Origin of the sequence: Variovorax stachyos, assembly GCF_051400855.1 — a bacterium.
In the GTDB taxonomy this organism is placed as follows: domain Bacteria; phylum Pseudomonadota; class Gammaproteobacteria; order Burkholderiales; family Burkholderiaceae_C; genus Variovorax.
In genome coordinates this window covers 72,526-99,269 of the sequence record NZ_JBLFFN010000008.1, presented here as the reverse complement: position 1 = coordinate 99,269, position 26,744 = coordinate 72,526, and the positions used below count along the sequence as shown (strand labels likewise).

Annotated in this window: 22 protein-coding genes and 1 pseudogene; 15 read left to right on the top strand and 8 right to left on the bottom strand. The window is 69.5% G+C overall.

What is annotated here, in order from left to right:
- Positions 1–12: 12 nt before the first annotated feature.
- The 7 genes from ACMGEZ_RS16680 (at position 13) to ACMGEZ_RS16650 (ending at position 9,885) form a co-directional block, all read left to right on the top strand.
- Entirely contained in the window at positions 13–492 is a 480-nt protein-coding gene (locus ACMGEZ_RS16680; RefSeq protein ID WP_436823383.1) for a (2Fe-2S)-binding protein, read from the top strand.
- Complete coding sequence (locus ACMGEZ_RS16675) at positions 489–4,235, top strand: molybdopterin cofactor-binding domain-containing protein (protein ID WP_436823382.1); 3,747 nt, start codon at positions 489–491, stop codon at positions 4,233–4,235. Before ACMGEZ_RS16680 ends, ACMGEZ_RS16675 begins: the two co-directional genes overlap by 4 nt.
- A gap of 143 nt (positions 4,236–4,378) precedes the next feature.
- A complete protein-coding gene (locus ACMGEZ_RS16670) occupies positions 4,379–5,566 on the top strand; it encodes a fumarylacetoacetate hydrolase family protein (protein WP_436823381.1) in 1,188 nt (395 codons plus the stop codon).
- A gap of 122 nt (positions 5,567–5,688) precedes the next feature.
- Positions 5,689–6,498: a helix-turn-helix transcriptional regulator gene (locus ACMGEZ_RS16665; RefSeq protein WP_436823380.1), complete on the top strand. Its 810-nt coding sequence runs from the start codon at positions 5,689–5,691 to the stop codon at positions 6,496–6,498.
- 92 nt (positions 6,499–6,590) lie between these two features.
- Positions 6,591–7,610: an aromatic ring-hydroxylating dioxygenase subunit alpha gene (locus tag ACMGEZ_RS16660; protein ID WP_436823379.1), complete on the top strand. Its 1,020-nt coding sequence runs from the start codon at positions 6,591–6,593 to the stop codon at positions 7,608–7,610.
- A gap of 49 nt (positions 7,611–7,659) precedes the next feature.
- Entirely contained in the window at positions 7,660–8,646 is a 987-nt protein-coding gene (locus ACMGEZ_RS16655) for a Bug family tripartite tricarboxylate transporter substrate binding protein (protein WP_436823378.1), read from the top strand.
- Positions 8,647–8,775: 129 nt separating this feature from the next.
- Positions 8,776–9,885: an ABC transporter substrate-binding protein gene (locus tag ACMGEZ_RS16650; protein WP_436823377.1), complete on the top strand. Its 1,110-nt coding sequence runs from the start codon at positions 8,776–8,778 to the stop codon at positions 9,883–9,885.
- On the opposite strand, the pseudogene ACMGEZ_RS16645 reads toward ACMGEZ_RS16650, so the two are convergent.
- Positions 9,886–11,420, bottom strand: a pseudogene (locus tag ACMGEZ_RS16645) (YifB family Mg chelatase-like AAA ATPase).
- A gap of 160 nt (positions 11,421–11,580) precedes the next feature.
- On the opposite strand from ACMGEZ_RS16645, the gene ACMGEZ_RS16640 reads away from it, so the two are divergent.
- The 6 genes from ACMGEZ_RS16640 (at position 11,581) to glcF (ending at position 17,824) form a co-directional block, all read left to right on the top strand.
- Positions 11,581–12,402, top strand: coding sequence for a TorF family putative porin (locus tag ACMGEZ_RS16640; protein ID WP_436823528.1), 822 nt, complete (start codon positions 11,581–11,583; stop codon positions 12,400–12,402).
- A gap of 66 nt (positions 12,403–12,468) precedes the next feature.
- Positions 12,469–12,807 carry a P-II family nitrogen regulator gene (gene glnK, locus ACMGEZ_RS16635; RefSeq protein ID WP_436823376.1) on the top strand — a complete coding sequence of 113 codons (339 nt, stop codon included), beginning with the start codon at positions 12,469–12,471 and terminating at the stop codon, positions 12,805–12,807.
- A 26-nt stretch (positions 12,808–12,833) separates the two neighbouring features.
- The gene (locus ACMGEZ_RS16630) at positions 12,834–14,369 is read left to right on the top strand and encodes an ammonium transporter (RefSeq protein ID WP_436823375.1); all 1,536 of its coding nucleotides are present in this window, start codon (positions 12,834–12,836) and stop codon (positions 14,367–14,369) included.
- A gap of 136 nt (positions 14,370–14,505) precedes the next feature.
- Complete coding sequence (locus ACMGEZ_RS16625) at positions 14,506–15,432, top strand: SMP-30/gluconolactonase/LRE family protein (protein WP_436823374.1); 927 nt, start codon at positions 14,506–14,508, stop codon at positions 15,430–15,432.
- A gap of 69 nt (positions 15,433–15,501) precedes the next feature.
- Positions 15,502–16,596 (top strand): glycolate oxidase subunit GlcE, encoded by a 1,095-nt coding sequence (glcE, locus tag ACMGEZ_RS16620; protein ID WP_436823527.1) that lies wholly within the window; start codon positions 15,502–15,504, stop codon positions 16,594–16,596.
- A gap of 1 nt (position 16,597) precedes the next feature.
- The gene (gene glcF / locus ACMGEZ_RS16615) at positions 16,598–17,824 is read left to right on the top strand and encodes a glycolate oxidase subunit GlcF (RefSeq protein ID WP_436823373.1); all 1,227 of its coding nucleotides are present in this window, start codon (positions 16,598–16,600) and stop codon (positions 17,822–17,824) included.
- Between the two features lie 46 nt (positions 17,825–17,870).
- On the opposite strand, the gene ACMGEZ_RS16610 is transcribed toward glcF, so the two are convergent.
- The gene (locus tag ACMGEZ_RS16610) at positions 17,871–18,902 is read right to left on the bottom strand and encodes an NHL domain-containing protein (RefSeq protein WP_436823372.1); all 1,032 of its coding nucleotides are present in this window, start codon (positions 18,900–18,902) and stop codon (positions 17,871–17,873) included.
- Positions 18,903–19,471: 569 nt separating this feature from the next.
- On the opposite strand from ACMGEZ_RS16610, the gene ACMGEZ_RS16605 reads away from it, so the two are divergent.
- Positions 19,472–19,909, top strand: a complete 438-nt coding sequence (locus tag ACMGEZ_RS16605) for a carboxypeptidase-like regulatory domain-containing protein (protein ID WP_436823371.1) — start codon at positions 19,472–19,474, stop codon at positions 19,907–19,909.
- Between the two features lie 12 nt (positions 19,910–19,921).
- On the opposite strand, the gene ACMGEZ_RS16600 is transcribed toward ACMGEZ_RS16605, so the two are convergent.
- The 3 genes from ACMGEZ_RS16600 to lplT are packed head-to-tail and all read right to left on the bottom strand — an operon-like array spanning position 19,922 to position 22,636.
- A complete protein-coding gene (locus ACMGEZ_RS16600; protein WP_436823370.1) occupies positions 19,922–20,407 on the bottom strand; it encodes a glutathione peroxidase in 486 nt (161 codons plus the stop codon).
- Positions 20,404–21,318, bottom strand: coding sequence for a DMT family transporter (locus ACMGEZ_RS16595; RefSeq protein ID WP_436823369.1), 915 nt, complete (start codon positions 21,316–21,318; stop codon positions 20,404–20,406). Before ACMGEZ_RS16595 ends, ACMGEZ_RS16600 begins: the two co-directional genes overlap by 4 nt.
- A 13-nt stretch (positions 21,319–21,331) precedes the next feature.
- Positions 21,332–22,636: a lysophospholipid transporter LplT gene (gene lplT / locus ACMGEZ_RS16590; protein ID WP_436823368.1), complete on the bottom strand. Its 1,305-nt coding sequence runs from the start codon at positions 22,634–22,636 to the stop codon at positions 21,332–21,334.
- Between the two features lie 157 nt (positions 22,637–22,793).
- Between lplT and alr the strand changes: the two genes are divergently transcribed.
- Positions 22,794–23,882, top strand: a complete 1,089-nt coding sequence (alr, locus tag ACMGEZ_RS16585; protein WP_436823367.1) for an alanine racemase — start codon at positions 22,794–22,796, stop codon at positions 23,880–23,882.
- A 66-nt stretch (positions 23,883–23,948) separates the two neighbouring features.
- Here the strand turns inward: alr and ACMGEZ_RS16580 are convergent, their stop codons facing one another.
- From ACMGEZ_RS16580 to ACMGEZ_RS16570, 3 genes are read right to left on the bottom strand one after another with little or no spacing between them, the layout of a single operon-like run.
- On the bottom strand, positions 23,949–24,926 hold the full coding sequence (locus tag ACMGEZ_RS16580) for a 2-dehydropantoate 2-reductase (protein ID WP_436823366.1): 978 nt from the start codon (positions 24,924–24,926) through the stop codon (positions 23,949–23,951).
- 10 nt (positions 24,927–24,936) lie between these two features.
- The gene (locus ACMGEZ_RS16575) at positions 24,937–25,728 is read right to left on the bottom strand and encodes a class II aldolase/adducin family protein (RefSeq protein WP_436823365.1); all 792 of its coding nucleotides are present in this window, start codon (positions 25,726–25,728) and stop codon (positions 24,937–24,939) included.
- Positions 25,729–25,747: 19 nt separating this feature from the next.
- On the bottom strand, positions 25,748–26,740 hold the full coding sequence (locus ACMGEZ_RS16570; protein ID WP_436823364.1) for a Bug family tripartite tricarboxylate transporter substrate binding protein: 993 nt from the start codon (positions 26,738–26,740) through the stop codon (positions 25,748–25,750).
- Positions 26,741–26,744 lie beyond the last annotated feature (4 nt).

Here is a 26,744-nt window from a genome sequence, read left to right as displayed (position 1 = left end):
CCTGCGCGCCCGATGCCGGAACTCGCCTTCAAGGTCAACGGACGCGAGATCGAGCTTTCCGTATCCGCGCAGGCCTCGCTGCTGCATGTGCTGCGCAACGACCTCTCGCTCAACGGCCCCAAGTACGGCTGCGGCCTCGGCCAGTGCGGGGCGTGCACGGTGTGGGTCGACGGCGTGGCGGCGCGGGCCTGCGTGATTCCGGCCCAGGGCGTGGCCGGGCGCGCGATCACCACGCTCGAAGGACTCGGATCGCGCGACAGCTGGCATCCCGTGCAGCAGGCTTTCGAACAGGCCCAGGCCGCGCAGTGCGGCTACTGCCTCAACGGCATGGTGATGCAGGCCGCCGCGCTGCTGGCGCGTGATCCGCACCCCAGCAATGCGCGCATACGCGCCGAGCTGTCGGGCAATCTGTGCCGTTGCGGCACGCACGTGGAGATCCTGGCCGCGGTGCACGCTGCGGCGCTGCGGATGGCCAGGGACGAGACGACGTGACCCGGCGCGCCGAGCAGCCGCGCACCCGCAGCGACTTCCTCCACGCCAAGGACGTGCTGGTGGTGGTGCGCGAGACGCCGGCTCCGCCGCCGGCCGCCAAGGGCCAGCCCCCTGCGGTATTCGGCAACCCCGCCGAAGGCCCCGAAATCCTGCTCGCGCTGTGGAGCGACGGCAGCGCGACCGCGCTCAACGGCCACGTGGACCTGGGCACCGGCATCCGCACCGCGCTGGCACAGGTGGTGGCCGAGGAGCTCGACCTGCCGCTTTCGCAGGTGCACATGGTGCTGGGCGATACGGCGCGCGCGCCCAACCAGGGCGCGACTATCGCCAGCGCCTCGCTGCAGATCCACGCCGCGCCGCTGCGGCTGGCGGCGGCGCAGGCGCGCGCCTGGCTGCTGGCGCAGGCGTCCGAACGCTTCGGCGTGCAGCCGTCGCTGCTCGAGGTGCGCGAGGGCCGCATCCATGCCGGCGAGGATCCGGCCTTCAGTGTGGCCTTCGGCGAGCTGGTCTCCGGCACGCGCACGGTGCTGCAGCTGGACGGGGCGGCCCGGCTCAAGGACCCGAAGGACTATCGCCTTGTCGGCACCGCGGTCCCGCGCGTCGATATTCCGGCCAAGCTGGCGGGTGAGACGGTGTTCGTGCACGACATGCGCGTGCCCGGCATGCTGCACGGCCGGGTCGTGCGGCCGCCCTATGCGGGCGCCGACCACGGCGACTTCATCGGCAACACGCTGGAATCGGTGGACGAATCCTCCATCGCCCACATCCCCGGCATCCGCGCGGTGGTGGTGATCCGCGACTTCGTCGGCATCGTGGCCGAGCGCGAGGAGCATGCGGAGCAGGCCTTGCGCGAGCTGCGCGTGCGCTGGAAGCCCTGGCCTGGCCTGCCCGCGCTCGATGACCTCGAAGGCGCGATCCGTGCCAACCCGGCGACACAGCGCCTGCTGGTCGACGAGGGCCGGGTCGAAGAGGCGCTCGCGAACGCGGCCCAGCCGATGCCGCGCACCTATGTCTGGCCCTACCAGATGCATGCCTCGATCGGGCCTTCCTGCGCGCTCGCGCTCTGGCAGCCTGAAGGCGAGCCTGGCGTGCAGCTGCGCGTCTGGGCCGGCTCGCAGAACCCGCACGTGCTGCGGGCCGATCTCGCCAGGCTCATGGGCCTGGAGGATGTGGCCGTCGACGTGGTGCGCATGGAGGCTGCAGGCTGCTACGGCCGCAACAGCGCCGACGACGTGGCGGCCGACGCGGCCCTGCTTGCGCGCGCGGCCGGCGCGCCGGTGCGCGTGCAGCTCACGCGCGAGCAGGAGCATGCGTGGGAGCCGAAGGGCGCAGCGCAGCTGATGCAGGTCAACGGCGGGCTCGATGCCGAGGGCGGGGTGGCGGCCTACGACTTCGAGACCTCCTACCCCTCGAACGGCGCGCCCACGCTGGCGCTGCTGCTGACGCGCACCGTCGAGCCGGTGGCGCAGGCCTTCGAGATGGGCGACCGCACCGCGCGCCCGCCCTATGCCTACGAGAACCTGCGGGTCAAGGTCAACGACATGGCGCCCATCGTGCGCGCCTCCTGGCTGCGCGGCGTCTCCGCGCTGCCAAGCTCTTTCGCGCACGAGTCCTACGTCGACGAGCTGGCCACCGCGGCCGGCGTGGACCCGGTGGCCTTCCGCCTGCGCCACCTGCGCGATCCGCGCGCTGCCGAGCTGGTGCGCGAGACGGCGCAGAAGGCCGGCTGGCGCATGCGCACCGGGCCGCAGGAGAACGTCGATGGCGGCCTGGGACCGGGCGGCGACGTGCTCTTCGGCCAGGGCTTCGCCTATGCCCGCTACGTGCACAGCAAGTGGCCCGGCTTCGGCGCGGCCTGGTCGGCCTGGGTGGCCGACGTCGAAGTTCACAAGACCACCGGCGAGGTGCACGTGCGCCGCGTGGTCGTCGGGCATGACGCGGGGCTGATGGTGAACCCGGCCGGCGTCGAGCACCAGATCCACGGCAACGTGATCCAGACCACCAGCCGTGCATTGAAGGAGCGCGTGCAGTTCGCGCCGTCGGGGGGGCTGTCCGGCGGCGAGACACTGCCGGGCGTGCTGCCGACGGGCGTGGTCGCGAGCCGCGAATGGGGCAGCTACCCGATCCTCAGCTTCCGCGAGGTGCCGGTGATCGAGGTCGTGCACATGCAGCGGCCGGGCGAGCCGCCGCTGGGGGCGGGGGAGTCGTCCTCGGTGCCGGGGACGGCGGCCATTGCGAATGCGATCTTCGATGCGACGGGGGTGCGGTTCAGGGCGCCGCCGTTCACGCCGGAAGTGGTGCGCGCTGCGCTGAATCCCTCTTCACTCCCTCCCCCTCCGGGGGAGGGCGGGGGTGGGGGCACGCGGCGTGTCGATGGGGAGGCTGCCGTGCCCCCATCCCAACCTTCCCCCAAAGGGGGAAGGAGCAAAACCGAAGCGCCGTGGCCCGCATCGCGCGGTCTTTGGGCCACGGCCACCGCCCTCGCCATCGGCGGCCTGGGCGTCGTCGCCGGCCTCCTCGGCTGGCGTTCCACCATCGCCCCCGTCACCCTCAGCGCCCCCGTCTACAGCCAGGCCACCGTCGACCGCGGCCGCACCCTGGCCGCCGTCGGCGACTGCGCCGTCTGCCACACCGCCCCAGGTGGTGTGCCCAACGCCGGGGGGCGCGCCATGGAGACGCCCTTCGGCACCCTCTACACCACCAACCTCACGCCCGACCCCGACACGGGCCTGGGCCGCTGGTCCTTCAGCGCCTTCCAGCGTGCCATGCGCGAAGGCGTCTCGCGCGACGGTCACCATCTCTACCCGGCCTTTCCGTACACCGCCTTCGCCAAGACCAGCGACGACGACCTGCAGGCCCTGTACGCCTACCTGATGTCGCAGCCTGCGGTGCACGCGCCCACGCCCAAGTCCGAGCTGAAGTTCCCCTTCGGCCTGCGGCCACTGATGGCCGGCTGGAACGCGCTCTTCCACGACCCCGCCCCCCTGCAGCCGGTTGCGCAGCAGAGCGCGGAATGGAACCGCGGCGCCTACCTCGTCAACGGCCTGGGGCATTGCGGTGCCTGCCACACGCCGCGCAATGCGCTGGGCGCGGAGCAGGGCGGCAAGGCCTACCTGTCTGGCGCGATGGTCGAGGGCTGGGAAGCGCCGGCGCTCACCGGCGCGGCCTCGAAGTCAGCCGTGCCCTGGAACGCCGAGTCGCTCTACCGCTACCTGCGCAACGGCCACAGCCCGCAGCACGGCACGGCCGGCGGCCCGATGGCCGATGTGGTGCGCGAACTGGCCGCGGTGCCCGACGCCGACATCCGGGCGATGGCGAGCTATCTCGCGTCCTTCCACGCCGAAACCAGCGAGGGCGAGGCCAGCGCGCAGGCGCAGCGCGCCGTCGCCACCGCCGCGGCGCGCCAGGGCCAGCTGCTCGGCCCGGCCCAGCGCCTGTTCGATGGGGCCTGCGCCGCGTGCCATCACGACGGCAACGGCCCCACGCTGCTCGGCGCCAACGTGCCGCTCGCGCTCAACAGCAATCTCACGAGTGAGCGCCCCGACAACCTGCTGCGCACCATCCTCGATGGCGTGCGCGAGCCCGCCACGCGCGAGATCGGCTTCATGCCTGCCTTCCGCGATGCGCTGAGCGATGCGCAGATCGCCGAGCTGGCGGACTACATGCGCGCACGCTTCGCGCCGCAGGAGCCGGCGTGGAAGGATCTGGCGTCGGAGGTGGCGCGCGTTCGAAGGGGCGAATGAACACGGACTGACCGGACGCAGGGGACGCAAAGAAACGCAGCACGCAGAAAAGACAGACAGAATGTTCTTGCGGCTGGACGCTTTTGCATCCTCTGCGAAACCTCACGTCCTCTGCGTCCGGTACCCGACTTCTTGGAGACAGCATGCCCCAGACCCCCCTCTCGTCAGCCACCAGCCTCCCCCGCGATGCCGAGCGCGCCGCCCTGATCGGCCGCCTCTGGCAGCCCGATGTCGGGCCCACGCCGGTGGCGGTGCATGACGGCGGCCTGCACGACCTCACGCGTCTGGCGCCCACCACCAGCCAGCTGCTCGAGCTCGACGATCCCGTGGGCCTGGTGCGCCAGGCCCTGCGTGACAACGATGCGCCACGCATCGCGGCGCTCGACGCGGCGCTCGCCAACAGCGACGAGGCCCGGCGCGATCCCGAACTGCCTTGGCTGCTCGCGCCCTGCGACCTGCAGGCGGTGAAGGCCAGCGGCGTGACTTTCGTTGCCAGCCTCCTGGAGCGCGTGATCGAGGAACAGGCGCGCGGGGACGCGTCCCGCGCCGAAGCCATCCGTGCCGCGCTCGGCGGTGTGCTGGGCGACAACCTCGCCGGCATCGTGCCCGGCTCGCCGCAGGCGGCGCAGGTCAAGGAGGTGCTGATCGCGCAGGGCGCCTGGTCGCAGTACCTCGAAGTTGGCATCGGTCCCGACGCCGAGATCTTCACCAAGGCGCCGGTGCTGTCGGCCGTGGGCACCGGGGCCGACGTGGGCATCCATTCAGGCTCCGTCTGGAACAACCCCGAGCCCGAAGTTGTGCTGGCGGTCGACAGCCGCGGGCGCGCCCTGGGCGCGGCGCTCGGCAACGATGTCAATCTTCGCGACTTCGAAGGCCGCAGCGCGCTGCTGCTGGGCAAGGCCAAGGACAACAACGCCTCCTGCGCGATCGGGCCTTTCATCCGTCTGTTCGACACGCACTTCGGCATCGACGACGTGCGCCGCATCACGGTGGCGCTGCGGGTCACCGGGCCCGAGGGCTTCGTGCTCGAAGGATCGAGCTCGCTCGCGCAGATCAGCCGCGATCCGCTGGACCTGGTGTCGCAGGCCATCGGTCCGCACCACGCCTATCCGGACGGGTTGATGCTCTTCCTCGGCACCATGTTCGCGCCCACGCAGGACCGCCATGGGCCGGGGCAGGGCTTCACCCACGTGGTGGGCGACCGCGTCACCATCTCGGCGCCCGAGCTCGGCGCGCTGGAGAACCGCGTGGTGCATGCCGACCAGGCGGCGCGCTGGTCCTTCGGCATCGGGGCGCTGATGCGCAACCTGGCAGGGCGCGGTCTTCTCTAGTACCTGCACTGCAACCAACCCTGGCACTCGGCCTTCCCACGCTGGCCAGGAAGGGTGGGAAGCGGGTTTGTCCCGAGCCACGCGGGCTTCGCGCGGCGCGGCCGCGACCGGACAATGGCCACATGTCCGCCCCCTGGCGCGTCCCCGCCGTCCCCCACCAGCACACGCTCGACCTGCGCGCGGTCTCGCTGCTGCTCGAAGCGCCGCGCGAGGCCGAGCCGACGCGCGCCATGCTGCATTTCCTCAACGCGCTGCTGCCGGTGGACTACATCAGCCTGGTGTCGCACATGGAGGATCCGCCGGCGCTGCTCGAAGGGCATGCCTTCGGCCCAGGGCTGCGCAACGTCACCAGCCAGTGCTTCGACAAGTACCGCCGCCATTTCTACGTCTTCGACGACGCGATCCGCATCGCCGGCCGCATGCGCGCCGAAGCTGGCGAGAACGCCGAAGTGACGGCGCTGCGCATCCGGGCCGGCGAGATCCCCGACTCGGGCTGGCGCCACCGCATCTACGAGCGCGAGCACCTGTCGGACCGGCTCACCGTGCTGTTCACGCCGGCACCGCGTACCGCCTTTTCCATCAACCTCTACCGCAGCGAGGCCAAGGGCCCGTTCGCTACACAGGAGATCGAGCGCGTGCTGGCGGTCGCGCCGCTCCTGCGCCAGGTGCACCGCAATGCCGTCGGCACCGGCGCGGCCGCACGGCAGATGGCCACGCGCATCGCGCTGGCGCGGGCCCGGCTCGACGCCCGCGCCGCCGCGCTCAGTCCGCGCGAGCTCGACGTCTGCGCGCGCATCGCCTGCAGCATGACGGCCGACGGCATCGCGGCCGACCTGGACGTCGCCGCCTCCACCGTGCTCACGCTGCGCAAGCGCGCCTACCTCAAGCTCGGCATCCACGATCGCGCCGAGCTCATCCGCCTGGCCGCCTGAGCCTCGTTGCCTGTCCCCTGCGCAGGGGACGCGGGCGTGCGGCCGTGCGCGCCACCATCGGCTCACACACAACTACCGATGGAGACGAGCGCATGTTCCTGCGCAACTGCTGGTATGTCGTCGCCTGGGATCACGAGATCGCGGCCGACGGCCTCTTCAACCGCACCGTGATCGGCGAGCCGCTGCTCCTGTTCCGGCGTGCCGACGGCACCATCGTCGCGCTCGAGGATCGCTGTTGCCACCGGCTGGCGCCGTTGTCCAAGGGCCGCAAGGAAGGCGATTGCGTGCGCTGCGGCTATCACGGCCTCAAGTTCGATGCCGAGGGCACCTGCATCGAGGTGCCCGGCCTCGAGAGCGTGCCGCCCAAGGCGCGCGTGCGCAGCTATCCGGTGGCGCTGCGCCATGCCTGGGTCTTCGTGTGGATGGGCGATCCGGCGCTGGCCGACCCGGCGCTGCTGCCCGACAACTTCTCGTGCGACGACCCGGCCTGGCGCAACGTTCCGGGCTACCTGCACTACGACACGCCCTACCTGCTGATCTGCGACAACCTCCTGGACTTCTCGCACCTGAGCTATGTGCACGAGAAGACGCTGGGCGGCTCCACCGCGATCGCGCAGGCGCGGCCCCTGATCGAGAAGATCCCGCGCGGCCTGCGCGTCACCCGCAAGGTCCACGACGTGCCGCCGCCCGCCTACTGGGCGCGGGCGCGCGATTTCGGCGGCGGCCATGTGGACCGCTGGTTCATCTACGACTTCGTGCTGCCCGGCACGCTGCTGATGCATTCGGGCGGCCGTCCCACCGGCGATGCCGAGGGCGACATGCGGCGCGCGGTCGAGCTGCACAGCTGCCAGGCGCTGACGCCCGAGACCGAGACCAGCACCCACTACTTCTTCCAGCAATCGCACCGGGCCGAGCTGGGCGGCGAATGGCTGACGAAGATGATCCACGACGGCCTGATCGTCGCCTTCAACGAGGACCGCGACATGATCACCGCGCAGGCCCGCAACATCGAGCGCGGGCCCGAGGCCCCTATGCTGCCGCTCGCGATGGACGCGGCCCTCCTGCAGTTCCGCCGCCTGTTGGCGCAGGCGGTCGAGGCCGAGCGCGCCTGAGGCGTTGCCCTCTCTTCACCGCCCCTTCATCCACCACCGGAGATTCATCATGTTCAGGACCTGGATGGCGGCCTGCTGCCTGGCTGCCCTGCCGCTTTGCGCGCCCGCGCAGACCACCACCACACCGTCGCCGCTGCCCGCCAAGCCCGTGCGGCTGGTGGTGCCCTATGCGGCCGGTGGCGCCACCGACTTCGTCGCGCGGCTGGTCGGCGAGCGCCTGGCCAAGCGGCTGGGGCAGCCCGTGCTGGTGGACAACAAGCCCGGTGCCGCCGGCGCGCTGGGCGCCGCCGAGGTGGCGCGGGCGCCGGCCGACGGCAGCGTGCTGCTGCTGACCATCACCGATTCGCAGATCAACAACGCGGCCCTCTTCAAGACGCTGCCCTACGACCCGCGGAAGGATTTCGCCTTCGTCACGCAGATCGTGCGCAGCCCGGCGCTGATCTCCGCCAACGCCGACCTGCCGGCGAAGAGCATCGACGAGCTGCGCCGCCTCGCCGCGCGGCAGCCCGCGAGCCTGAGCTACGCCTCCTGGGGCGTCGGCGGGCTCGGGCACCTGGCCGGCGAATCGCTCAATCGCGAGCTCAAGGCCGGCATGGTTCATGTACCGCAGAAGGGCGAGGGCCCGGTGGTGACCGACCTGCTGTCGAAGACCGTGAGCATCGGCCTGTCATCGGTGGCGAGCGGGAAGCAGCATGTGCAGGCGGGCAAGCTGGTGCCGCTGGCGGTCCTGGGCCGGGAGCGCTCGACGGCCTTGCCACAGGTGCCGACGCTGCGCGAGCTCGGCTTTGCCGATCCGCTCTACGACACCAATGTGTGGCTCGGCGTGCTGGCGCCGGCGCGCACGCCGCCTCCCATGGTGGAACGGCTCGCGGCCGAGATCCGCGCCATCGTCGCGGCAGAGGACGTGCGCCCGGTGCTGGTCGAGCGCGGCTTCGAGATCATGAACACCACGCCCGAGCAGTTCGCAAGCGGCTACAGGGCGGAGTACGAGGTGATCACGCAGCGCATCCGCGCCTTCGGCATCGAGGCGCAGTAACGCGGATGGTCTGAAAACTAAGACAAACGACTCAAGGGTTTGTTCTGGCGGGAGGCAAGGCGAGCGGCGGTAACAATTCAACACAAATTGCGCCGCGCGTTTTCGGCCCGGCCTTCTGGAGAGCAGCCCATGGAGTCCGTGCGAGTATTTTTCTGCGCCGCCGCGCTGGTGCTGAGCGCCGCGAACGCAGCGGCCCAGATCCTCATCGGCCAGTCGGCCGACATGTCGGGGCCGGTCGCGGCCAGCGTGAAGGAGACCATCCTGGGCTCGCAGCTGGTCATCGACCACGTCAATGCGCAGGGCGGCATCCACGGCGAGAAGATCGAGGTGATCCGCCTGGACGACGGGTTGGACCCCAAGCGCTCGGCCGAGAACTCGCGCATCCTGGTCGAGGAGAAGAAGGTCATCGCGCTGCTGCTCAATCGCGGCACGCCCAATGCGCTGGCGGTCATTCCGCTGCTCGACAAGAGCGGCACTCCGCTGATCGCGCCTTCCACCGGCGCGATGTCCCTGCACAAGCCCGTGCAGAAGCATGTGTTCAACGTGCGCTCCACCTATCAGCGCGAAGCCGAGAAGGCGGTGCAGCATCTGCACACCGTGGGCATGCAGCGCATCGCCGTGGTCCAGGCCGACGACTCTTTCGGCAAGGACGCGATGGAAGGCGCGATGAAGGGCTTCGACAAGGCCGGCCTGAAGCCGGTCGTGCTGGCGCTGGCGGATCGCAACAAGCCCGACTACGCGGCGATCGTGCCCAAGCTCGCCGCCGCCGATGCGCAAGCCGTGCTGTGGATCGGCTCCGGCACCGCGGTGACCGAAGGCGTGAAGGCGCTGCGCGCCACCGGCTCGGCCGCCCAGGTCATCACGCTGTCGAACAACGCGGCATCGGGCTTCATCAAGGAGCTGGGCAACGCCAGCGGCGGCGTCGTCGTGATGCAGGTGCTGCCGTCGGAGCGCGGCATGGCGCATCCGCTGGTCAAGGAGGCCTCGGACCTGGCCAAGGCCAAGGGCGACATCGAACTCTCGCCGGCGCTGCTCGAGGGTTTCGTCGCCACCAAGGTGATGGTCGAGGCGCTGCGCCGCGCCGGCCCGAAGCCGACGCGCGCCAGGCTGCTGGCCGTGCTCAACGACTTCCGCTACGACCCGGGCGGCGGACTCGAGGTGAGCTACTCGCCGCAGGACCACACGGGCATCGACTACGTCGACCTGTCGATCATCAGCGGGGGGCGCTTCAAGCGCTGATCATTCCGCGGTCTGCAGCGCACGCCGGTACTGCACCGCCTCCGCCACATGCGCCGCCTGCACCGTGCCGGCGCCGGCCAGGTCGGCGATCGTGCGGGCCAGCTTGAGCGTGCGATGCGTTCCGCGCGCCGACCAGCCCAGCCGCGTCGCTGCGGTCTGCAGGAACTGCAGGGCCGCTGCATCGAGCTGCGCGTGGCGGTCGATCTCCGCGCCCTGTAGTCCCTGGTTGGCTTTGCCCTGCCGGCGGAGGGCGCGCTCGCGCGCCTCGACCACGCGAGCCCGGACCTCGGCACTGGCTTCGCCCGTGGGTGTCTCCAGCAGTTGGGTGGCCGGGACCGCGGGCACCTCGATGTGCAGGTCGATGCGGTCCAGCAGCGGCCCGCTGAGCTTGCCCTGGTAGCGGGCCACCTGGTCCGGCGTGCAGCGGCAGGACTCGAGCGAGGAGCCCAGGTAGCCGCACGGGCAGGGATTTATGGCTGCGACCAGCTGGAAGCGGGCCGGGAACTCGGCGCGCCGCGCGGCCCGCGCGATCGTGATGGTGCCGGTCTCCAGCGGCTCGCGCAGCGCCTCGAGCGCGGCACGCTGGAACTCGGGAAATTCGTCCAGGAACAGCACGCCGTTGTGCGCCAGCGAGATCTCGCCCGGCCGCGGCGGCGAGCCGCCTCCGACCAGGGCCACCGCACTGGCGCTGTGGTGCGGGCTGCAGGTCGGCCGCACGCGCCAGCGCTCGACGGCGAAGCGGCCGTGCAGGCTGGCGACGGCGGCGCTTTCGAGCGCCTCGTCCACGCTCATGGCGGGCAGCAGGCCGGCGAAGCGCCGGGCCAGCATCGACTTGCCGGAACCCGGCGGGCCCACCATCAACAGGCTGCGCTGGCCGGCCGCTGCGATCTCGAGCGCGCGCCTGGCGCCCGCGTGGCCCTTGACATCCGACAGATCGGCCCCCGCCGCTACCGGACCGGCGGCGGCGGGCTGCGCACGATGCCAGCCATCTTCCGCCGCGTCGGCCGGTGCCGGGCCGCCCGGCAGGAACTGCCGCACCACGTCGAGCAGGTGAGCCGCACCGTAGATGTCGGCGCCGGGCACCAGGGCGGCCTCCCGCGCGCTTTCTGCCGGCAGCACCAGCTTCGTCGAAACGCCGCGGCCATGCAGCGCCAGCGCCATCGCGAGCGCACCACGCACGGGCCTCAGATGCCCTGAAAGCGAGAGCTCTCCCGCGAATTCGTGGCCGGCCAGCCGGGCCGCCTCGATCTGCCCTGCCGCCGCCAGGATGCCCAGCGCGATCGGCAGGTCGAAGCGGCCCGAGTCCTTCGGCAGGTCGGCCGGCGCCAGGTTGACCGTGATGCGCTTGTTGCTCGGGAATTCGAGGCCGGCGTTCTGGATGGCGCAACGAACCCGCTCCCGGGCCTCCTTCACTTCCACGTCCGCCAATCCCACAGCGTGAAGCTGGGCAGCCCGTTGGCCAGATGCACCTCGACCGTGACGCTTGCTGCTTCCAGACCCACCAAAGCACGGCTTTGCACCAAAGATAAGCTCATTTCCTCTCCCTTTCACCAAGATGGTGCGCCCATCTTTTGTTCATGTCGCCGTCATGCACCTGTCCCAGGCTCCGTCGCACACGGGTCGCGCGATTTGGCACGCTCCCTGCTTTGAATCGGTATCCAACCATTTCAAAACCGACCGAGGAGTCTCCCGATGATGCATCGTAAAACCGCGCCTGCCCTGGCAGTCGCTGCCCTCGCTGCGCTGCCGATGCTGGCGAGCGCCCAGCTCACAGGCAACGTCGCGCTGACCAGCAACTACAAGTTCCGCGGTCAGGATCAGGACGTGCTCGGCAACAACGACTTCGCCAAGACCAAGGCCTTCAAGCCCGCCATCCAGGGCGGCTTCGACTATGCGTTCGGCGAGAGCGGCTTCTACATCGGCAACTGGAACTCCAGCGTCAACTGGCTCAACGGCAACAGCATCGAGACCGACCTCTACGGCGGCTACAAGTTCAAGGCCGGCATCTTCGACCTCGACGTCGGCGTGCTCACGTACATCTACCCGGGCAACAGCCGCGGCAACACCACCGAGCTCTATGGTGCCGGCACCTGGGCCAACGAAGCCATCGGTGCGTTCACGCTGAAGTACTCGCACACCGTGTCCAAGGACTACTTCAACTATGCCGGCGAGCGGGACGGCTCGGGCCTGAAGGGCCGCAACACCGGCTACCTGAACCTGAGCTACACCAAGGAAATCGTGCCCAAGGTGACCTTCAAGGCGGCGGTGGGCTACACGCACATGAGCAGCGACATCCGCAGCCTGGGCTATCGCAGCTACGTGGACTACAACGTCGGCGCCTCCTACGACTTCGGCAACGGCCTGTCGCTGGCCGGCTCGGTGCAGGGCGCCAACAGGAAGAGCTCGTACCTGCTGGTGGCCGACCCGGGCCTCGACCTGGGCTTCGGGCCCATCGGCGAGCGCACCTGGTCGCCCAACAAGGCGCGATTCATCGTCACGCTGACCAAGACGCTCTGATCACGACAGCGCGTCGTCCAGAGCGATCCAGAGGAGAAACATCATGGAATCTATGAGGGAAGCATCATGAAGCTGGTCACAGCCATCATCAAGCCGTTCAAGCTCGACGAGGTGCGCGAGTCGCTCTCGGCGATCGGGGTGCAAGGCATCACCGTGACGGAGGTCAAGGGCTTCGGGCGCCAGAAGGGCCACACCGAGCTCTACCGCGGCGCGGAGTACGTGGTCGACTTCCTGCCCAAGGTCAAGATCGAGGCGGCCGTGGCCGACGAGCTTGTCGAGCGCGTGATCGAGGCGGTCGAGAGCGCCGCACGCACCGGCAAGATCGGCGACGGCAAGATCTTCGTCTACGACCTCGAGCAGGTCGTGCGCATCCGCACCGGAGAAACAGGCCGCGAAGCCCTTTGACTTCGAGGCACGAAAGAACAGACCCAATGAAAAAACTGCTTGTCTCTCTCGCCCTCGGGCTCGGCGTGCTCCTCGCCGGCACCGCGGGCTTCGCCCAGACCCCGGCTGCGCCGGCCGAAGCGCCCGCCGCCACGGCCCCGGCGGCCGCCGCGCCCGCAGCACCCGCCGCAGCGGCTCCGGCTGCCGCCGCACCCGCCGATGCCGCCGCAGCAGCGCCGGCCGCTGCTCCCGCGCCTTCGTTCAACAAGGGCGATACCTCCTGGATGCTGCTGTCGACCCTGCTGGTCATCATGATGACCATTCCCGGCCTGGCGCTGTTCTACGGCGGCCTGGTGCGCAGCAAGAACATGCTGTCGGTGCTGATGCAGGTGATGGTCACCTTCTCGATGGTCGTCGTGCTGTGGCTCATCTACGGCTACAGCCTGGCCTTCACCGAGGGCAACTCATTCATCGGCGGCTTCGACCGGCTCTTCATGAAGGGCATCTTCGACCCCGCCACCGGCACCTTCGCGCCGGGCGCGACCTTCAGCAAGGGCGTCTACATCCCCGAGCTGCTGTTCGCCGCCTTCCAGGCCACCTTCGCCGGCATCACCTGCTGCCTGATCGTGGGCGCCTTCGCCGAGCGCATCAAGTTCTCGGCCGTGCTGCTCTTCATGGCGCTGTGGTTCACCTTCAGCTACACGCCGATCGCGCACATGGTCTGGTTCTGGATGGGCCCCGATGCCTACGCCAGCAAGGACGTGGTCGACGCAATGAACGCCAAGGCCGGCCTGATCTGGCAATGGGGCGCGCTCGATTTCGCGGGCGGCACGGTGGTGCACATCAACGCGGCGGTCGCGGGCCTGGTGGGCGCCATCCTGATCGGCAAGCGCATCGGCTATGGCAAGGAAGCCTTCACGCCGCACTCGCTGACGCTCACGATGGTCGGCGCCTCGCTGCTGTGGGTGGGCTGGTTCGGCTTCAACGCCGGCTCCGCGCTCGAAGCGGGCACCAGCGCCGTGCTGGCCTTCATGAACACCTTCTCGGCCACGGCCGCGGCGGTGCTCGCCTGGTCCATCGGCGAAGCGCTGATGAAGGGCAAGGCTTCGATGCTGGGTGCCGCATCCGGTGCGGTCGCCGGCCTGGTGGCCATCACGCCTGCGGCCGGCAACGTCGGCCTGATGGGTGCGATCGTGATCGGCTTCGTCGCGGGCTTCGCCTGCCTCTGGGGCGTCAACGGCCTCAAGCGCATGCTCGGCGCGGACGACTCGCTGGACGTGTTCGGCGTGCACGGCGTGGGCGGCATCGTGGGTGCGATCCTGACCGGCGTGTTCAACACCCAGGCGCTGGGCGGCCCCGGCCTGGTGGGCGACTGGGTCACGGCCGGCATCGTCTCCAACGGCATCGGCGCGCAGGTCTGGATCCAGCTCAAGGCCGTGCTGCTGACCATCGTGTGGTCCGCCGTGGTCTCCTTCGTCGCCTACAAGATCGTCGACCTCACCATCGGCCTGCGCGTGAGCGAAGAGGAAGAGCGCGAGGGCCTGGACATCTCGGCCCACGGCGAAACAGCCTACAACCGCTGAGGCGAGCGGGCCGCCTCGCGCGGCCTGCGGCATCGCCTGCAGGAACAATCAAAGCAAGAGTCTCCTTTGGATGTTCAGCCCGCAAGTGCTTCGGCGCGAGCGGGCTTTTTTTTGCAACAGGCCCTAAGCTGGCGGCATGTGGACCATCCTGAACGACAGCCTCTGCCAGCTCGGCGAATCGCCGTTCTGGCATCCCCGTGAGCGCTCGCTCTACTGGCTCGACATCCCCGGCCGCGCCGTGCTGCGCACGCGCGGCGAGATCGCGGGCGGGCCCACCGTCGAACGCTGGAGCCTGCCCACCGAGCCCGGCTGCATGGCGCCTGCGGCCCGCGGTGGCCTGGTGATCGCGCTGCGTGACGGCATCTACCGGGCGCGCGAATGGGGCGGGGCGCTGGAGGTGCTCGCGGGGGTGGACCACGACGCGCGCACCATGCGTTTCAACGACGGCAAGTGCGACGCGCAGGGCCGCTTCTGGGCCGGCACGCTCAACGAGGCGAAGGACCGCGCCAGCGGTGCGCTCTACTGCCTCGATGCGCGCCGCGGCGGCGCGCCGCTCCTCGCGCGGATGGCCGATGGCGTCACTACCGCGAACGGCCTGGCCTTCGCGCCGGATGCGTCCACGCTTTACTGGGCCGACACGGCCGCGCACTGCGTGAGCGCCTGGGACTGGGACGCCGAGGCCAGCCGCCTGTCGCGTCCGCGCGCGTTCCGCCAGTTCGGCGCCAAGCCCGAGGGCTGGTCGCCGGCGTCGCCGCGGGGCTACCAAGGGCGGCCGGACGGTGCCACGGTCGATGCCGAGGGCCACTACTGGGTCGCGATGTTCGAGGGCGGCCAGCTGCTGCGCTTCTCGCCCGCCGGCGAGCTCGTGGCTGCGCTGCCCGTGCCGGTGCAATGCCCGACCATGCCCTGCTTCGGCGGCGACGACCTGCGCACGCTGTTCGTCACCAGCGCTCGCCACGGGCGGTCCGCCGAGGAGCTCGAGCAGCGGCCGGCCTCCGGCCACGTGATCGCGTTGCGTGCGGACGTGCCGGGACTGCCCGTCAATTTCTTCGCGGAATCGTGAATGCCCCCACGCTCGCAGGCCGCGCCGGGGCGGCCCGGCGTGGGCCTGACCGGGCGCTACCATCCCCGCATGGATCCAGCCCTCCGCCAGATCTCCGAACGCATCCGCGCCGCCGCCACCGAGCGCGCCGTGCTGCGCATCCGCGGCGCCGGCACCAAGGACTTCTACGGCGAGCCGCCGCGCGGCGAACCGCTCCCTACCGCCGGGCTGCAGGGCGTCGTGAGCTACGAGCCCAGCGAGCTCGTCGTCACCGCGCGCGCCGGCACGCAGCTGGTCGAGTTGGAAGCCCTGCTGGCCGAGCGGGGCCAGTGCCTGCCCTTCGAGCCGCCGCGCTTCGGCGGCGGCGGTACGGTCGGAGGCATGGTCGCTGCCGGCCTGAGCGGCCCGGCACGCGCGAGCGTCGGGGCCGTGCGGGACTATGTGCTGGGCGCGCAGCTTCTCAACGGCCGCGGCGAGCTGCTCACCTTCGGCGGCCAGGTCATGAAGAACGTCGCCGGCTACGACGTGTCGCGCGTGCTGGCCGGCTCGTTGGGCGTGCTGGGGCTGATCACCGAAGTCAGCCTCAAGGTGCTGCCCGTGCCGCCCGCCGAGGCCACGCTGATCTTCGACTGCCACCAGGCCGACGCGCTGCGCCTGCTCAACGGCTGGGGGGGCCAGCCGCTGCCGCTCAACGCCAGCCGCTGGGCGCACGAGCAGGGCCGGGGCCGCCTCTGGCTGCGCCTGCGCGGTGCGACGGCTGCGGTGGCGGCGGCCTGCACCCATCTCGGCGGCGAGCGGCAGGACGATGCGCAGGCCCGGGCCGACTGGGAGGCCACGCGCGACCTGCGCCTGTCCTGGTTCGCCGCGCGCGAAGGGCGCGAGCTGTGGCGCCTGTCTTTGCCGCAGACCGCGCCGGTGCTCCCGCTGGAAGAGCCGCCGTTGATCGAGTGGCATGGCGCGCAGCGCTGGTATCTGGTGTCGCCCGGCGAGGGCGAACGACTCAGGGAAGCGGCTCGCTCCGCGGGCGGCCATGCGACGCTGTTCATGACGGCGGACGGCGCCAGCACCGTCACACGCCGCTTCGATGCCTTGAGCGCGCCGCTGCGGCGCATCCACGAAGCGCTGATGCGCGAGTTCGATCCCCATGCCGTGTTCGATCGCGCGCGGCTCTTGCCAACGACTTGAGATGCAAACCGAGCTCGCCCCCGAATTCCGGAACACCGCCGACGGCCAGGAGGCCGAGGCCATCCTGCGCAAGTGCGTGCATTGCGGCTTCTGCACCGCGACCTGCCCTACCTACCAGCTGCTGGGCGACGAGCTCGACGGCCCGCGCGGGCGCATCTACCTGATCAAGCAGGTGCTCGAGGGCAAGGAGCCCACGCGCAGCACGCAGCTGCATCTGGACCGCTGCCTGACCTGCCGCAACTGCGAGACCACGTGTCCGAGCGGCGTGCAGTACGGCCACCTGGTCGACATCGGCCGCAGGATCGTCGACGAGAAGGTGCCGCGGCCCGCGATGGAAGGCGCGCTGCGCTGGACGCTGAAGGAGGCGTTGCCTTCACCGCTCTTCGGTCCCGCGATGAAGCTGGGCCAGTCGATGCGCGGCCTGCTGCCCGCCAAGCTCAAGGCCAAGGTGCCGGCGCCGCAGTCCGCCGGGCCCTGGCCCGCGCGCAGCCATGCGCGCAAGGTGCTGATGCTGGCCGGCTGCGTGCAGCCTTCGATGGCGCCCAACATCAACAGCGCGACCGCGCGCGTGCTCGATGCGGCGGGCATCGAGGCGGTCATTGCGCCGGCCGCGGGTTGCTGCGGCGCGGTGAAGTTCCACCTCAACGACCAGGAAGGCGGCAAGGCGCAGATGCGCGCCAACATCGACGCGTGGTGGCCCTTCGTCGAAGAAGGTGCGGTCGAGGCGATCGTGATGAATGCTTCGGGCTGCGGCGTCACCGTGCGCGAGTACGGCCACCTGCTGCGCGACGAACCGGCCTATGCGCCGAAGGCCGAGCGCATCAGCGCACTCACGCGCGACCTGAGCGAGTTGCTGCCCGAGCTGGTGCCGCTGTTGAAGGACCGTATGAGCGCACCGCCCGGCGTCTTCGCCTACCACCCGCCTTGCACGCTGCAGCACGGGCAGAAGCTGCGCGGCGGGGTCGAGGTGAACCTGCGGGCGCTCGGCTTCGACATCCAGGTCGCGAAGAACGAGTCGCACCTGTGCTGCGGCTCGGCCGGGACGTACTCCGTGCTGCAGCCTGAGCTGGCCTATGCGCTGCGCGATCGCAAGCTGGGGCACCTCGACCAGCTCCGGCCCGCAGCAATCATCTCGGCCAACATCGGCTGCATCACGCACCTGCAAAGCGGCAGCGGGGTGCCGGTGCGGCATTGGGTGGAAGTGCTGGACGAGGCGTTGAAGGCGTGACAGCGTTCAATCCAACTTGCCTGTTGCATCGCTGCGATCAATTGAATCAGCGCACCGGTGTGATCTTGCGGATCACGGTGCTGGAAACCGCATAGAGATTGCCGTCGAGATCCGCCGTTACATCGTAAAGATCGCTGAACTGTGCGGCGGCACCAATGTCGTCGGCCGAGCCTGGCGTTTGAGAGCTTTCCAGGGAAGTGACAACCCCGCCCGGCGTGACCTTCCGGATTTTGTTGTTGCCACGATCTACCACATGGAGATGGCCGCTGGCGTCGATACCGAGGCCCCATGCCTTATTGAATCTTGCGGCGCTCCCAGTGCCATCGGCAAAGCCTGCTGTCGTGGAGCCGGCCAGGGTGCTGACGACACCCTCTGGTGTGATCTTGCGGATCATGTTGCCATCGGCGACATAGATATTGCCGTTGGCATCCACTCTCAGCCCGTTCGGCTGTATGAACGACGCAGCGGTACCTTGGCCGTCGACCCAGCCCGATGTCATGGAGCCCGCCAAGGTTGTGACGGTGCCATCCGGCGTCACCTTGCGGATCAGCAGGTTGTTGCCGTCGATCACGTAGAGATTGCCGCTGGCATCGACGTCCACACTCCACGGCCCGCTGAAACGCGCATTGATGCCTGAGCCATCGGTCGAGCCCGGCATCGTTGGGCCGGCCCCGGCCAGGGTGCTGACATCCCCATTCGGCGAAATCTTGCGGATCAGGTTGTTGCCGTAATCCGCCACGTAGAGATTGCCGCTGATGTCCATAGTGACGGCTGTAAGCGCAGCGAACGACGCGGCAGCGCCGGTGGCGTTGTTTGAACCTGACGTCGCGGAGCCGGCGAGCGTCGTGACTAGTGCCTGCGCCCCGTCGCAGTTCACCTGCACGCTGTTCACATCGGCGGTGGCCGTCCCGCTGCCGTTGCTCACTCTGCAGTTCTGCCACAGAGGGTGCGTGCCTACCGTCACCGCATACGCGGTATTGAAGGCGATGGGCGCAGCAAAACTGAAGGCGCCATTGGCTGCCAATGTCAGCGCGTCGCCGCCGTTGGCGAGCAGGACCAGCTTGGTGTTGCCGGCCAAGCCGGTGAGGGTGCCGCCGATGGCGTAGCTGGGAGTCGGAGGTGCCGGATCCCCCACTGCAGGACTGTCGGGTACGGGGGGCTCCGCAGGATTCGCGGGGTTCACGGGGCTTGCGGGATTCGACGGCTGTACTGGACTTTCCGTCGAAGGCGGCGGGTTGCCCGCCGGCTCCGGGGGCGTTGTCGTCGATGCCGGGGCACTCGTCGTCAAAGCCAGGAGCGCGCATGTCGAGCACCCGCCATCACCCCCGCCGCCACATGCAGCGAGAGACAGGCAGAGGGCGGCGCAAGCCAAGGGACGAAGAGATGCACTGAGGAGGCTCATGTTCGGACCCGATGGTTGTTGGCGCCGAGGCCGGACATGCCGACCTCTGTTCATGCATCCCTGCGCCGAGATGGACGGCGAAATTCTTGTCGCGAATCCCGGCGTCAAATCTGACGAATGTTCGCCAGAGAGGACAGTGCAAACCCTGATTTCCGCGGATCGCACAAGCGAAGGAGCCGTGGTCCGACCCACCGTCCCGCGCTGGCGCGGCACGATGTCCTGTTCTTCACCTCGGGAGCATGACCATGCGAAACCTATGTCTTCATCGGCTGTTCCGCGGCGCGGCGTTCGCCTGTGCCTGCGCGGCGGTACCGCTGGCGTCCCACGCGCAGACCACGAATCCAGGCACCGGCACGCTACCCGCCATGAAGGTGCAAGGCAACGCACGCTTCGCATGTGGAGGAATCGGCTCGGACGAATCCGACGCCATGCGTGCCGCGATGAAGGACCATCCGCTCGCGCTGCTGTTCGCGCGCGCCGACGGCGCCTACCTGGCGAACGTGGACGTCACCATCAAGTCCGCCGGTGGCGACACGGCACTGGCAATGCGTGCCTCCGGTCCCGTGTGCCTGGTCGACCTGCCGGCCGGCCGCTACACGGTGGAGGCGTCGACCGAAGGCATGGTCAAGACCCACACCGTCACCGTCGGCCGCGGCTCGCAGACTGCCGACTTCCGCTTCTGAGCGCCCGGCTCCTCAGGCCGCCAGCGCCCTCTCGATGTCCCGCTCCATCGAGGCCGGCGTGTCCAGCGGCGCATAGCGCTTGAGCACCCGCCCGTCCTTGCCGATCAGGAACTTGGTGAAGTTCCACTTGATGGCCGTGCTGCCCAGCAGGCCCGGCGCCTCTTTCGTGAGCCACTTGTAGAGCGGCGTCGCGCCCGAGCCATTGACCTCGATCTTCTCCATCATCGGGAAGCTCACGCCGTAGTTCTTCACGCAGAAGGCGCCGATCTCCTCGTTTGTGCCCGGGTCCTGGTTGCCGAACTGGTTGGAGGGGAAGCCGAGCACCGCGAGGCCCTGGCCGGCGTACTTCTTGTGCAGCGCCTCGAGGCCCTCGAACTGCGGCGTGAAGCCGCACTTGCTCGCGGTGTTGACGATCAGAAGCACCTGCCCCTTGTACCGCGACAGCGGCACATCGGTGCCGTCGATCTGCCGGGCTTCGAAGTCGTAGACGCTGGTCATGATGGCGTGTCCTCCAGGATGCGGGAATGCCGATCATCCTCGCGGCCGTTCGTTCGTGCAAACGAGGACCACAAGGCCGCCACCACGATCAGCGCGCCGCCGGCCCAGATGCGGGCATCCAGCGTGGCCGCGCCCAACGCCACGGAGGAGACGCTGGCGAACAGCACCTCGGACAGCATGATCACCGCGGTGGCGCTGGCCGCCAGCCGCGCGGCGCCGTACTGCAGGCAGACGTTGGCGAAGACGAAGCCCGCGCCCAGCAGCGCGGCCCAGCCCGCCCACCCTGCTGCGGCAGGCAATTGCAATGCCGGCGGCGCGATGGCGCCCAGCGCCGTGCCGGCCGCCGCCGCCAGCCCCGCCACCAGCGCGCAGCCGCCGAACATGGCGATGGCACGCGATTCGCCGGGGGCCGCGCGCAGCCGGCGCAGCAGGATGTTGGTCACCGCGAAGCAGAAGCCGGCCGCCACGCCCAGCCAGTCGGGCAGGCTCGCCGGCACCGGCCAGTCGGTCTCCGGCGTCTTGAGCACGACAGCCACGCCGGCCAGCGCGAGCGCCACGCGCGCGAGTGCCGCAGGGCCGGGCCGCTCGCCGAGGAAGATCCAGGCCAGCAGCACGCTCCACAACGGCATCAGGTAGAACAGCAGCACCACCCGTACCACGTCGCCCTGCGTCACTGCCCAGTTGAAGCCCACGTTGGTGAAGCCGGCCGCCAGCCCCAGCAGCGCGAGCCCCGGCCACGTCGCGAAGGCCTGCCAGGCATGGCGGCGCAGCGATCCCATCGCCAGCGTGATCACCGCATAGATGAGCGCTGTGGCCCAGACCGGGTGCAGCCCATGGGCCTCGATCTGGCGGAAGGGAAACCACGAGACGCCCCAGACGAAGGCGTTGAAGACGAGCGCTAATGCAGGCAAGGCGGCGACAGACTCAGTGATGCTTGTCGCTGCGGGCGATCGCGAGCAGGTGTTCGACCTCTTCGGGATAGCGCTGCAGGTTGTTGCGATGCCAGCGCTTGATGAGCCACATGAAGCCCGCCACCACCAGCCCGAAGGCCGTGATCGCCGAATACGCCGACAGCCCCAGGCCGGTGCAGGCGCTGTAGAAGGCGCCGAGGATCAGGATGCAGGCCTGCTCGTTGAAGTTCTGCACTGCGATCGAGCGGCCGGCGCCCATCAGGTTGTGGCCGCGGTGCTGCAGCAGCGCATTCATGGGCACCACCAGGAAGCCGCCCAGCCCGCCCAGCAGGATGAGGAAAGGCACCGCGACCCAGATGTTGCCGATGAAGTTCATCCCGATCACCAGGACGCCCATGCCGATGCCCAGCGGGATCACGCGCGTCGCCATGTCCAGGCGCATGCGCATCGACGCCACCACCGCGCCCACCGCGGTGCCGATCGCCACCACGCCGGTCAGTGAAGACGCCTGCGCCGTGTTGTAGCCCAGCGCCAGCGAAGCCCACGCCAGCACGATGTACTTGAGGTTGCCGCCCGCGCCCCAGAACAGCGTGGTGGTCGCCAGCGAGATCTGGCCCAGCTTGTCGCGCCACAGGCGCGAGTTGCAATGCCAGAAGTCGGGCAGCAGCGCCACCAGGTTGCGCAGCATGCCCTGCTGCGGATTGGCGCGCAGCGGCCGCATCTCGACGCCGGTGTCGGGGATGCGCGTGTTGAACCAGGCCGCGATGATGTAAATGAAGATCAGCGATGCGATCGCCGCCTCGGGCGGGGTGTCGATGCCGGTGTCGATCACCGGGAAGTCCAGCGCCAGCAGCCGGGTCGACAGCGCATGCCCCACCAGCTGCCCGCCCAGCACGATGCCCAGGATGATGGAGGCGATGGTCAGGCCCTCGATCCAGCCGTTGGCCTTGACCAGCTGCGAGGCCGGCAGCAGCTCGGTCAGGATGCCGTACTTGGCCGGCGAATAGGCCGCCGCTCCGAGGCCGACCACCGCATAGGCCAGCAGCGGATGCGTGCCGAAAAGCATCATCACGCAGCCGACCACCTTGATCGCATTGCTGATGAACATCACCCGCCCCTTGGGCAGCGCATCGGCGAAGGCTCCGACCAGCGGTGCCAGCGCCACATAGAAGATGGTGAAGATCGGCACCAGCGCGGCGCGCTGCCACTCGGCCGCGCCGCTGGCTCGCATCAGTTCGACCGCCGCAACGAAAAGCGCGTTGTCGGCCAGCGACGAGAAGAACTGGGCCGACATGATCGTGTAGAAACCGCGCTTCATCGATGGGCTGGCTGGCCAGAGGGGCTGCTGGCGATAGTGGAAGTGGGCCGCGGTACTGGCGGAAATGCGCGGTTATAGCATGGGGGTGCAGTGTCAAAATGACGCCACGCCCCGCGTCGTGCGGGTGTTTGTCCTCATGTCCTGAACGGGTTTCGCCTTGCCTCGTCCGATCCTCGCGACCATCCACCGCGCCGCGCTGGCGCACAACCTCGAGCGCGCGCGCCGCGCCGCTGTCGACGCCCGCGTGTGGGCCGTGGTCAAGGCCAATGCCTATGGCCACGGCATCGAGCGCGTGTTCGAGTCCTTCCGTGCCGCCGACGGCTTCGCGCTGCTCGACCTGGCCGAGGCCGAGCGCGTGCGCGCCCTCGGCTGGCGCGGCCCGGTGCTGCTGCTGGAAGGCGTGTTCGAGCCGCGCGACCTGGAGCTGTGCTCGCGCCTCGAGCTCTGGCACACCGTGCACTGCGACGCGCAGATCGACATGCTGGCCGCCCACAAGACCCAGGCGCCGCAGCGCGTGTTCCTCAAGATGAACTCGGGGATGAACCGCCTCGGCTTCCCGCCCGAGCGCTTCCGTGCCGCCTGGACGCGCCTCGACGCGCTGCCGCAGGTCGACGAGATCTCGCTGATGACCCACTTCAGCGACGCCGACGGCGAGCGCGGCGTGGCCCATCAGCTCGAGGTCTTCGAACGCTTCACGCGCGACCTGCCGGGCGAGCGCTCGATCGCCAACAGCGCGGCCACCTTGCGCCATGCCGCAACGACCCGCGCCGACTGGGTGCGTCCCGGCATCCTGCTGTACGGCAGCGCGCCCGACTTTCCCGCGCACGATGCGGCGCACTGGCAGCTGCAGCCGACGATGACGCTCTCCACGCGGCTGATCTCGGTGCAGACCCTGGCCGCGGGCGACACCGTCGGCTATGGCTCCCGCTTCACCGCCGAAGGGCCGCTCACCATCGGCGTCGCCGCGGTCGGCTATGCCGATGGCTATCCGCGCCACTGCGACACCGGCACGCCGGTGCTGGTGAACGGCGTGCGCACGCGCATGGTCGGGCGCGTCAGCATGGACATGATCACGGTGGACCTCACGCCGGTGCCCGATGCGCGCTTCGGCGCCGAGGTCACGCTGTGGGGGCGTGCGTCGAATGGCGCCGTGCTGCCCATCGACGAGGTCGCGCAGGCCGCGGGCACCGTCGGCTACGAGCTGATGTGCGCCGTGGCGCCGCGCGTGCCGGTGACGGTGGACTGACGAAGGCGCGGATGGCCACTGACCCGGACCTTGCCGTTGTTGGTCAAGCGCTGAGCGGCCTTCGCTTCAGTACAACCCAAGCTGCCGCGCCTGCAACCGCGCCAATCCCAGCAGCGCATCGGTAAACGGCGTCGCCACACCCGCACGTTGCCCCAGCTCGCGCACCACCGACACCAGCGCATCGAGCTCCACCGGCCTGTGGGCTTCGACGTCCTGCAGCATCGAAGTCTTGAACGCGCCCAGCTTGCGCGTGACCGCGTGCCGGTCCTCGGGACTCTCGGCGATCGGCACGCCGATGCGTTCGCCAATGTCGCGCGCCTCCAGCATGATGGTCGAGATGAAGCCGCGCACCAGCTCGTCGTTGAGGATGAGGTCGGTGGTGGCGCCGGTCAGCGCGCTGATGGGGTTGACCGTCATGTTGCCCCAGAGCTTGTACCAGACGTCCTTCTGGATCTGCGCCGAAAGGCGGGCCTCGAAGCCGGCCTGCTTCAGCAGGGCCTCGAGCTTTTGCGCGCGCGGCGTCGCTGTGCCTGAGGGCTCTCCGATGATCAGGCCATTGCCGAAGTGATGCCGGACCACGCCGGGGCCGTCGAGCGAGCAGCTGGCGTGCACCACGCCGCCGATCACATGGCGCGCAGGAATGGCGGCGTCGATCTTCCCTCCCGGGTCCACCGCCTCCAGCTGCGTGCCTGCGAGCGGGCCGCCGAAGCCGCCCTGCAGGAACCACCACGGCACGCCGTTCATCGCGGTCAACACGATCGTCTCGGGCCCGAGCAGCGGCGCGATACGCGCGGCGACAGCGGGCAGGGCCGGCGCCTTCACCGCGATCACCACCAGGTCCTGCACGCCCAGCTCGGCCGGGTCTGCCACCGCATGGACCGCGACGCGCGTGCGCTGATCGCCGCGCACCACGCTCAAGCCTTCGCGCTGCAGGGCTTCGAGCGTCGCGCCGCGCGCCACCACGTCGAGACGGCAGCCTGCCTGCGCGAGACCGACACCGATCCAACCGCCGATCGCGCCGGCGCCGTAGATGCAGACTTTCATCGCTGTCCGTTCAGTGCTTGTAGGAGTCGTCGATGCGGTCGATCTGCCTTACCAGCGCATCGAACACGTCCTGCCCGCCGCCGTGCTTCGGGTTGAACTGCAGCGCGTCGCGGGTGCACTTGCGCGCGATCTCTTCAGACACGGGAATCGGCGCGCCCATCGACAGGGTGGCCATCTGGATCTCGCAGGCGCGCTGCAGGGTCCAGAGGATGGCGAAGGTCTGCGGCAGCGTGTGGCCCCAGGCCAGCAGGCCATGGTTGCGCAGGATCACGGCCGGCCGGTTGCCGATGCTCTTCAGCAGGCGCGGGCCCTCGTCGGCATGGATGGTGATGCCCTCGAAGTCGTGGTACGCCACCATGTCGTGCAGCTGCGCGGTGTAGAAGTTGCTCTGCTGCAGGCCGCCCTGCAGGCAGGCGACGGCCACGCCGGCGGTGGTGTGCGTGTGCATCACGCAATGCGCATCGGGCAGGCCGTCATGGATGGCGGCATGCACGGTGAAGCCGGCCGGGTTGACCGGATGGCGCGAGCCGTCGAGCACCTTGCCCTGCAGGTCGATCTTGACCAGGTTGCTGGCCGTGACCTCGCTGTAGTGCAAGCCGAAGGGGTTGATCAGGAACTGCTTCTCGCCACCCGTCACGCTGTCGGGCAGCCGCACCGTGATGTGGTTGTAGATCATCTCGGTCCAGCCCAGCATCGCGAACACGCGGTAGCAGGCGGCCAGTTGCAGGCGCGCCTCCTGCTCGTCGGGATGGATGGCGGGGCGGGCCGCGGCGGCGGCCGGCATGGCGAGTGGCGTGTTCATCGGCAGTTCCTTTGCATGTCTAGCCCTCTGCGGTGAAGCCGATCTGCTTCACGATGGGGGCCCACTTGGCGGTGTCTTTCTTGATCAGATCGGTCAGCTCTGCCGGCGAAGAGGACATCGCCTCCAGCCCGAAGGTGGCAAGCCCGTCGATCACGTCCTTCTGCGCCAGCGCCGTCTTCATGGCCGCATTGGCGCGCGCCACTACTTCGGGCGATGCCTTGGCCGGCAGCAGGAAGGCGAACCATTCGCTGTGCGTGACGTTCTTGACGCCCTGCTCCTCGAAGGTCGGCACATCCGGCGCGAAGCGGCTGCGCTTGGCGCCGGAGACCCCGAGGATGCGCACCTTGCCCGAGGCCAGGTGCTGCGTGATGTCGCCGATGGGGCCCGACACCGCGGCCACGTTGCCGCCCAGCAGGTCGAGCATGGCCGGCTGCGTGCCGCGGTAGGCCGCGTGCTTGAGATCCACGCCCGCGTTCTTGCCGAGCAGCGCGCCGATGAAGTGTGGCGTCGATCCGGCCGCCGGCGATCCGTAGTTGGCGCCTTCCGGATGGGTCTTGGCCCAGGCGAGGTACTCGGGCACCGACTTCACCGAGGCCGGCACGGCCGGGCCGACGGCAAAGCCGAAGTCGAACTGGCAGGCGACCGTCAGCGGCGTGAGGTCCACCAGCGGGTCGTACGGCAGCTTCTTGTAGATGTGCGGATAGATGGTGAGGATGGAAGTCGGCGTCTGCAGGATCGTGGCGCCATCGGCCGGCTGGCCCTTGACGTAGGTGACGGCGATCTGGCCGCCCGCGCCGGTGCGGTTCTCCACCACCACGGCCTTGCCGTAGTCGGGCTGCAGGCGGCTTGCGACACGGCGGCACAGGGTGTCGGAGGTGCCGCCGGCCGCGAAGCCGGTGATCAGGCGCGCGGTCTCGAAGGGCTGCGCCTGCGCGAAGGCTTGCTGGCCCAGGCTGGCAAGCAGGGCCGAGGCGCCGGTGGTCTGGAGCAGGTGGCGGCGTGTGATGGTCATGATG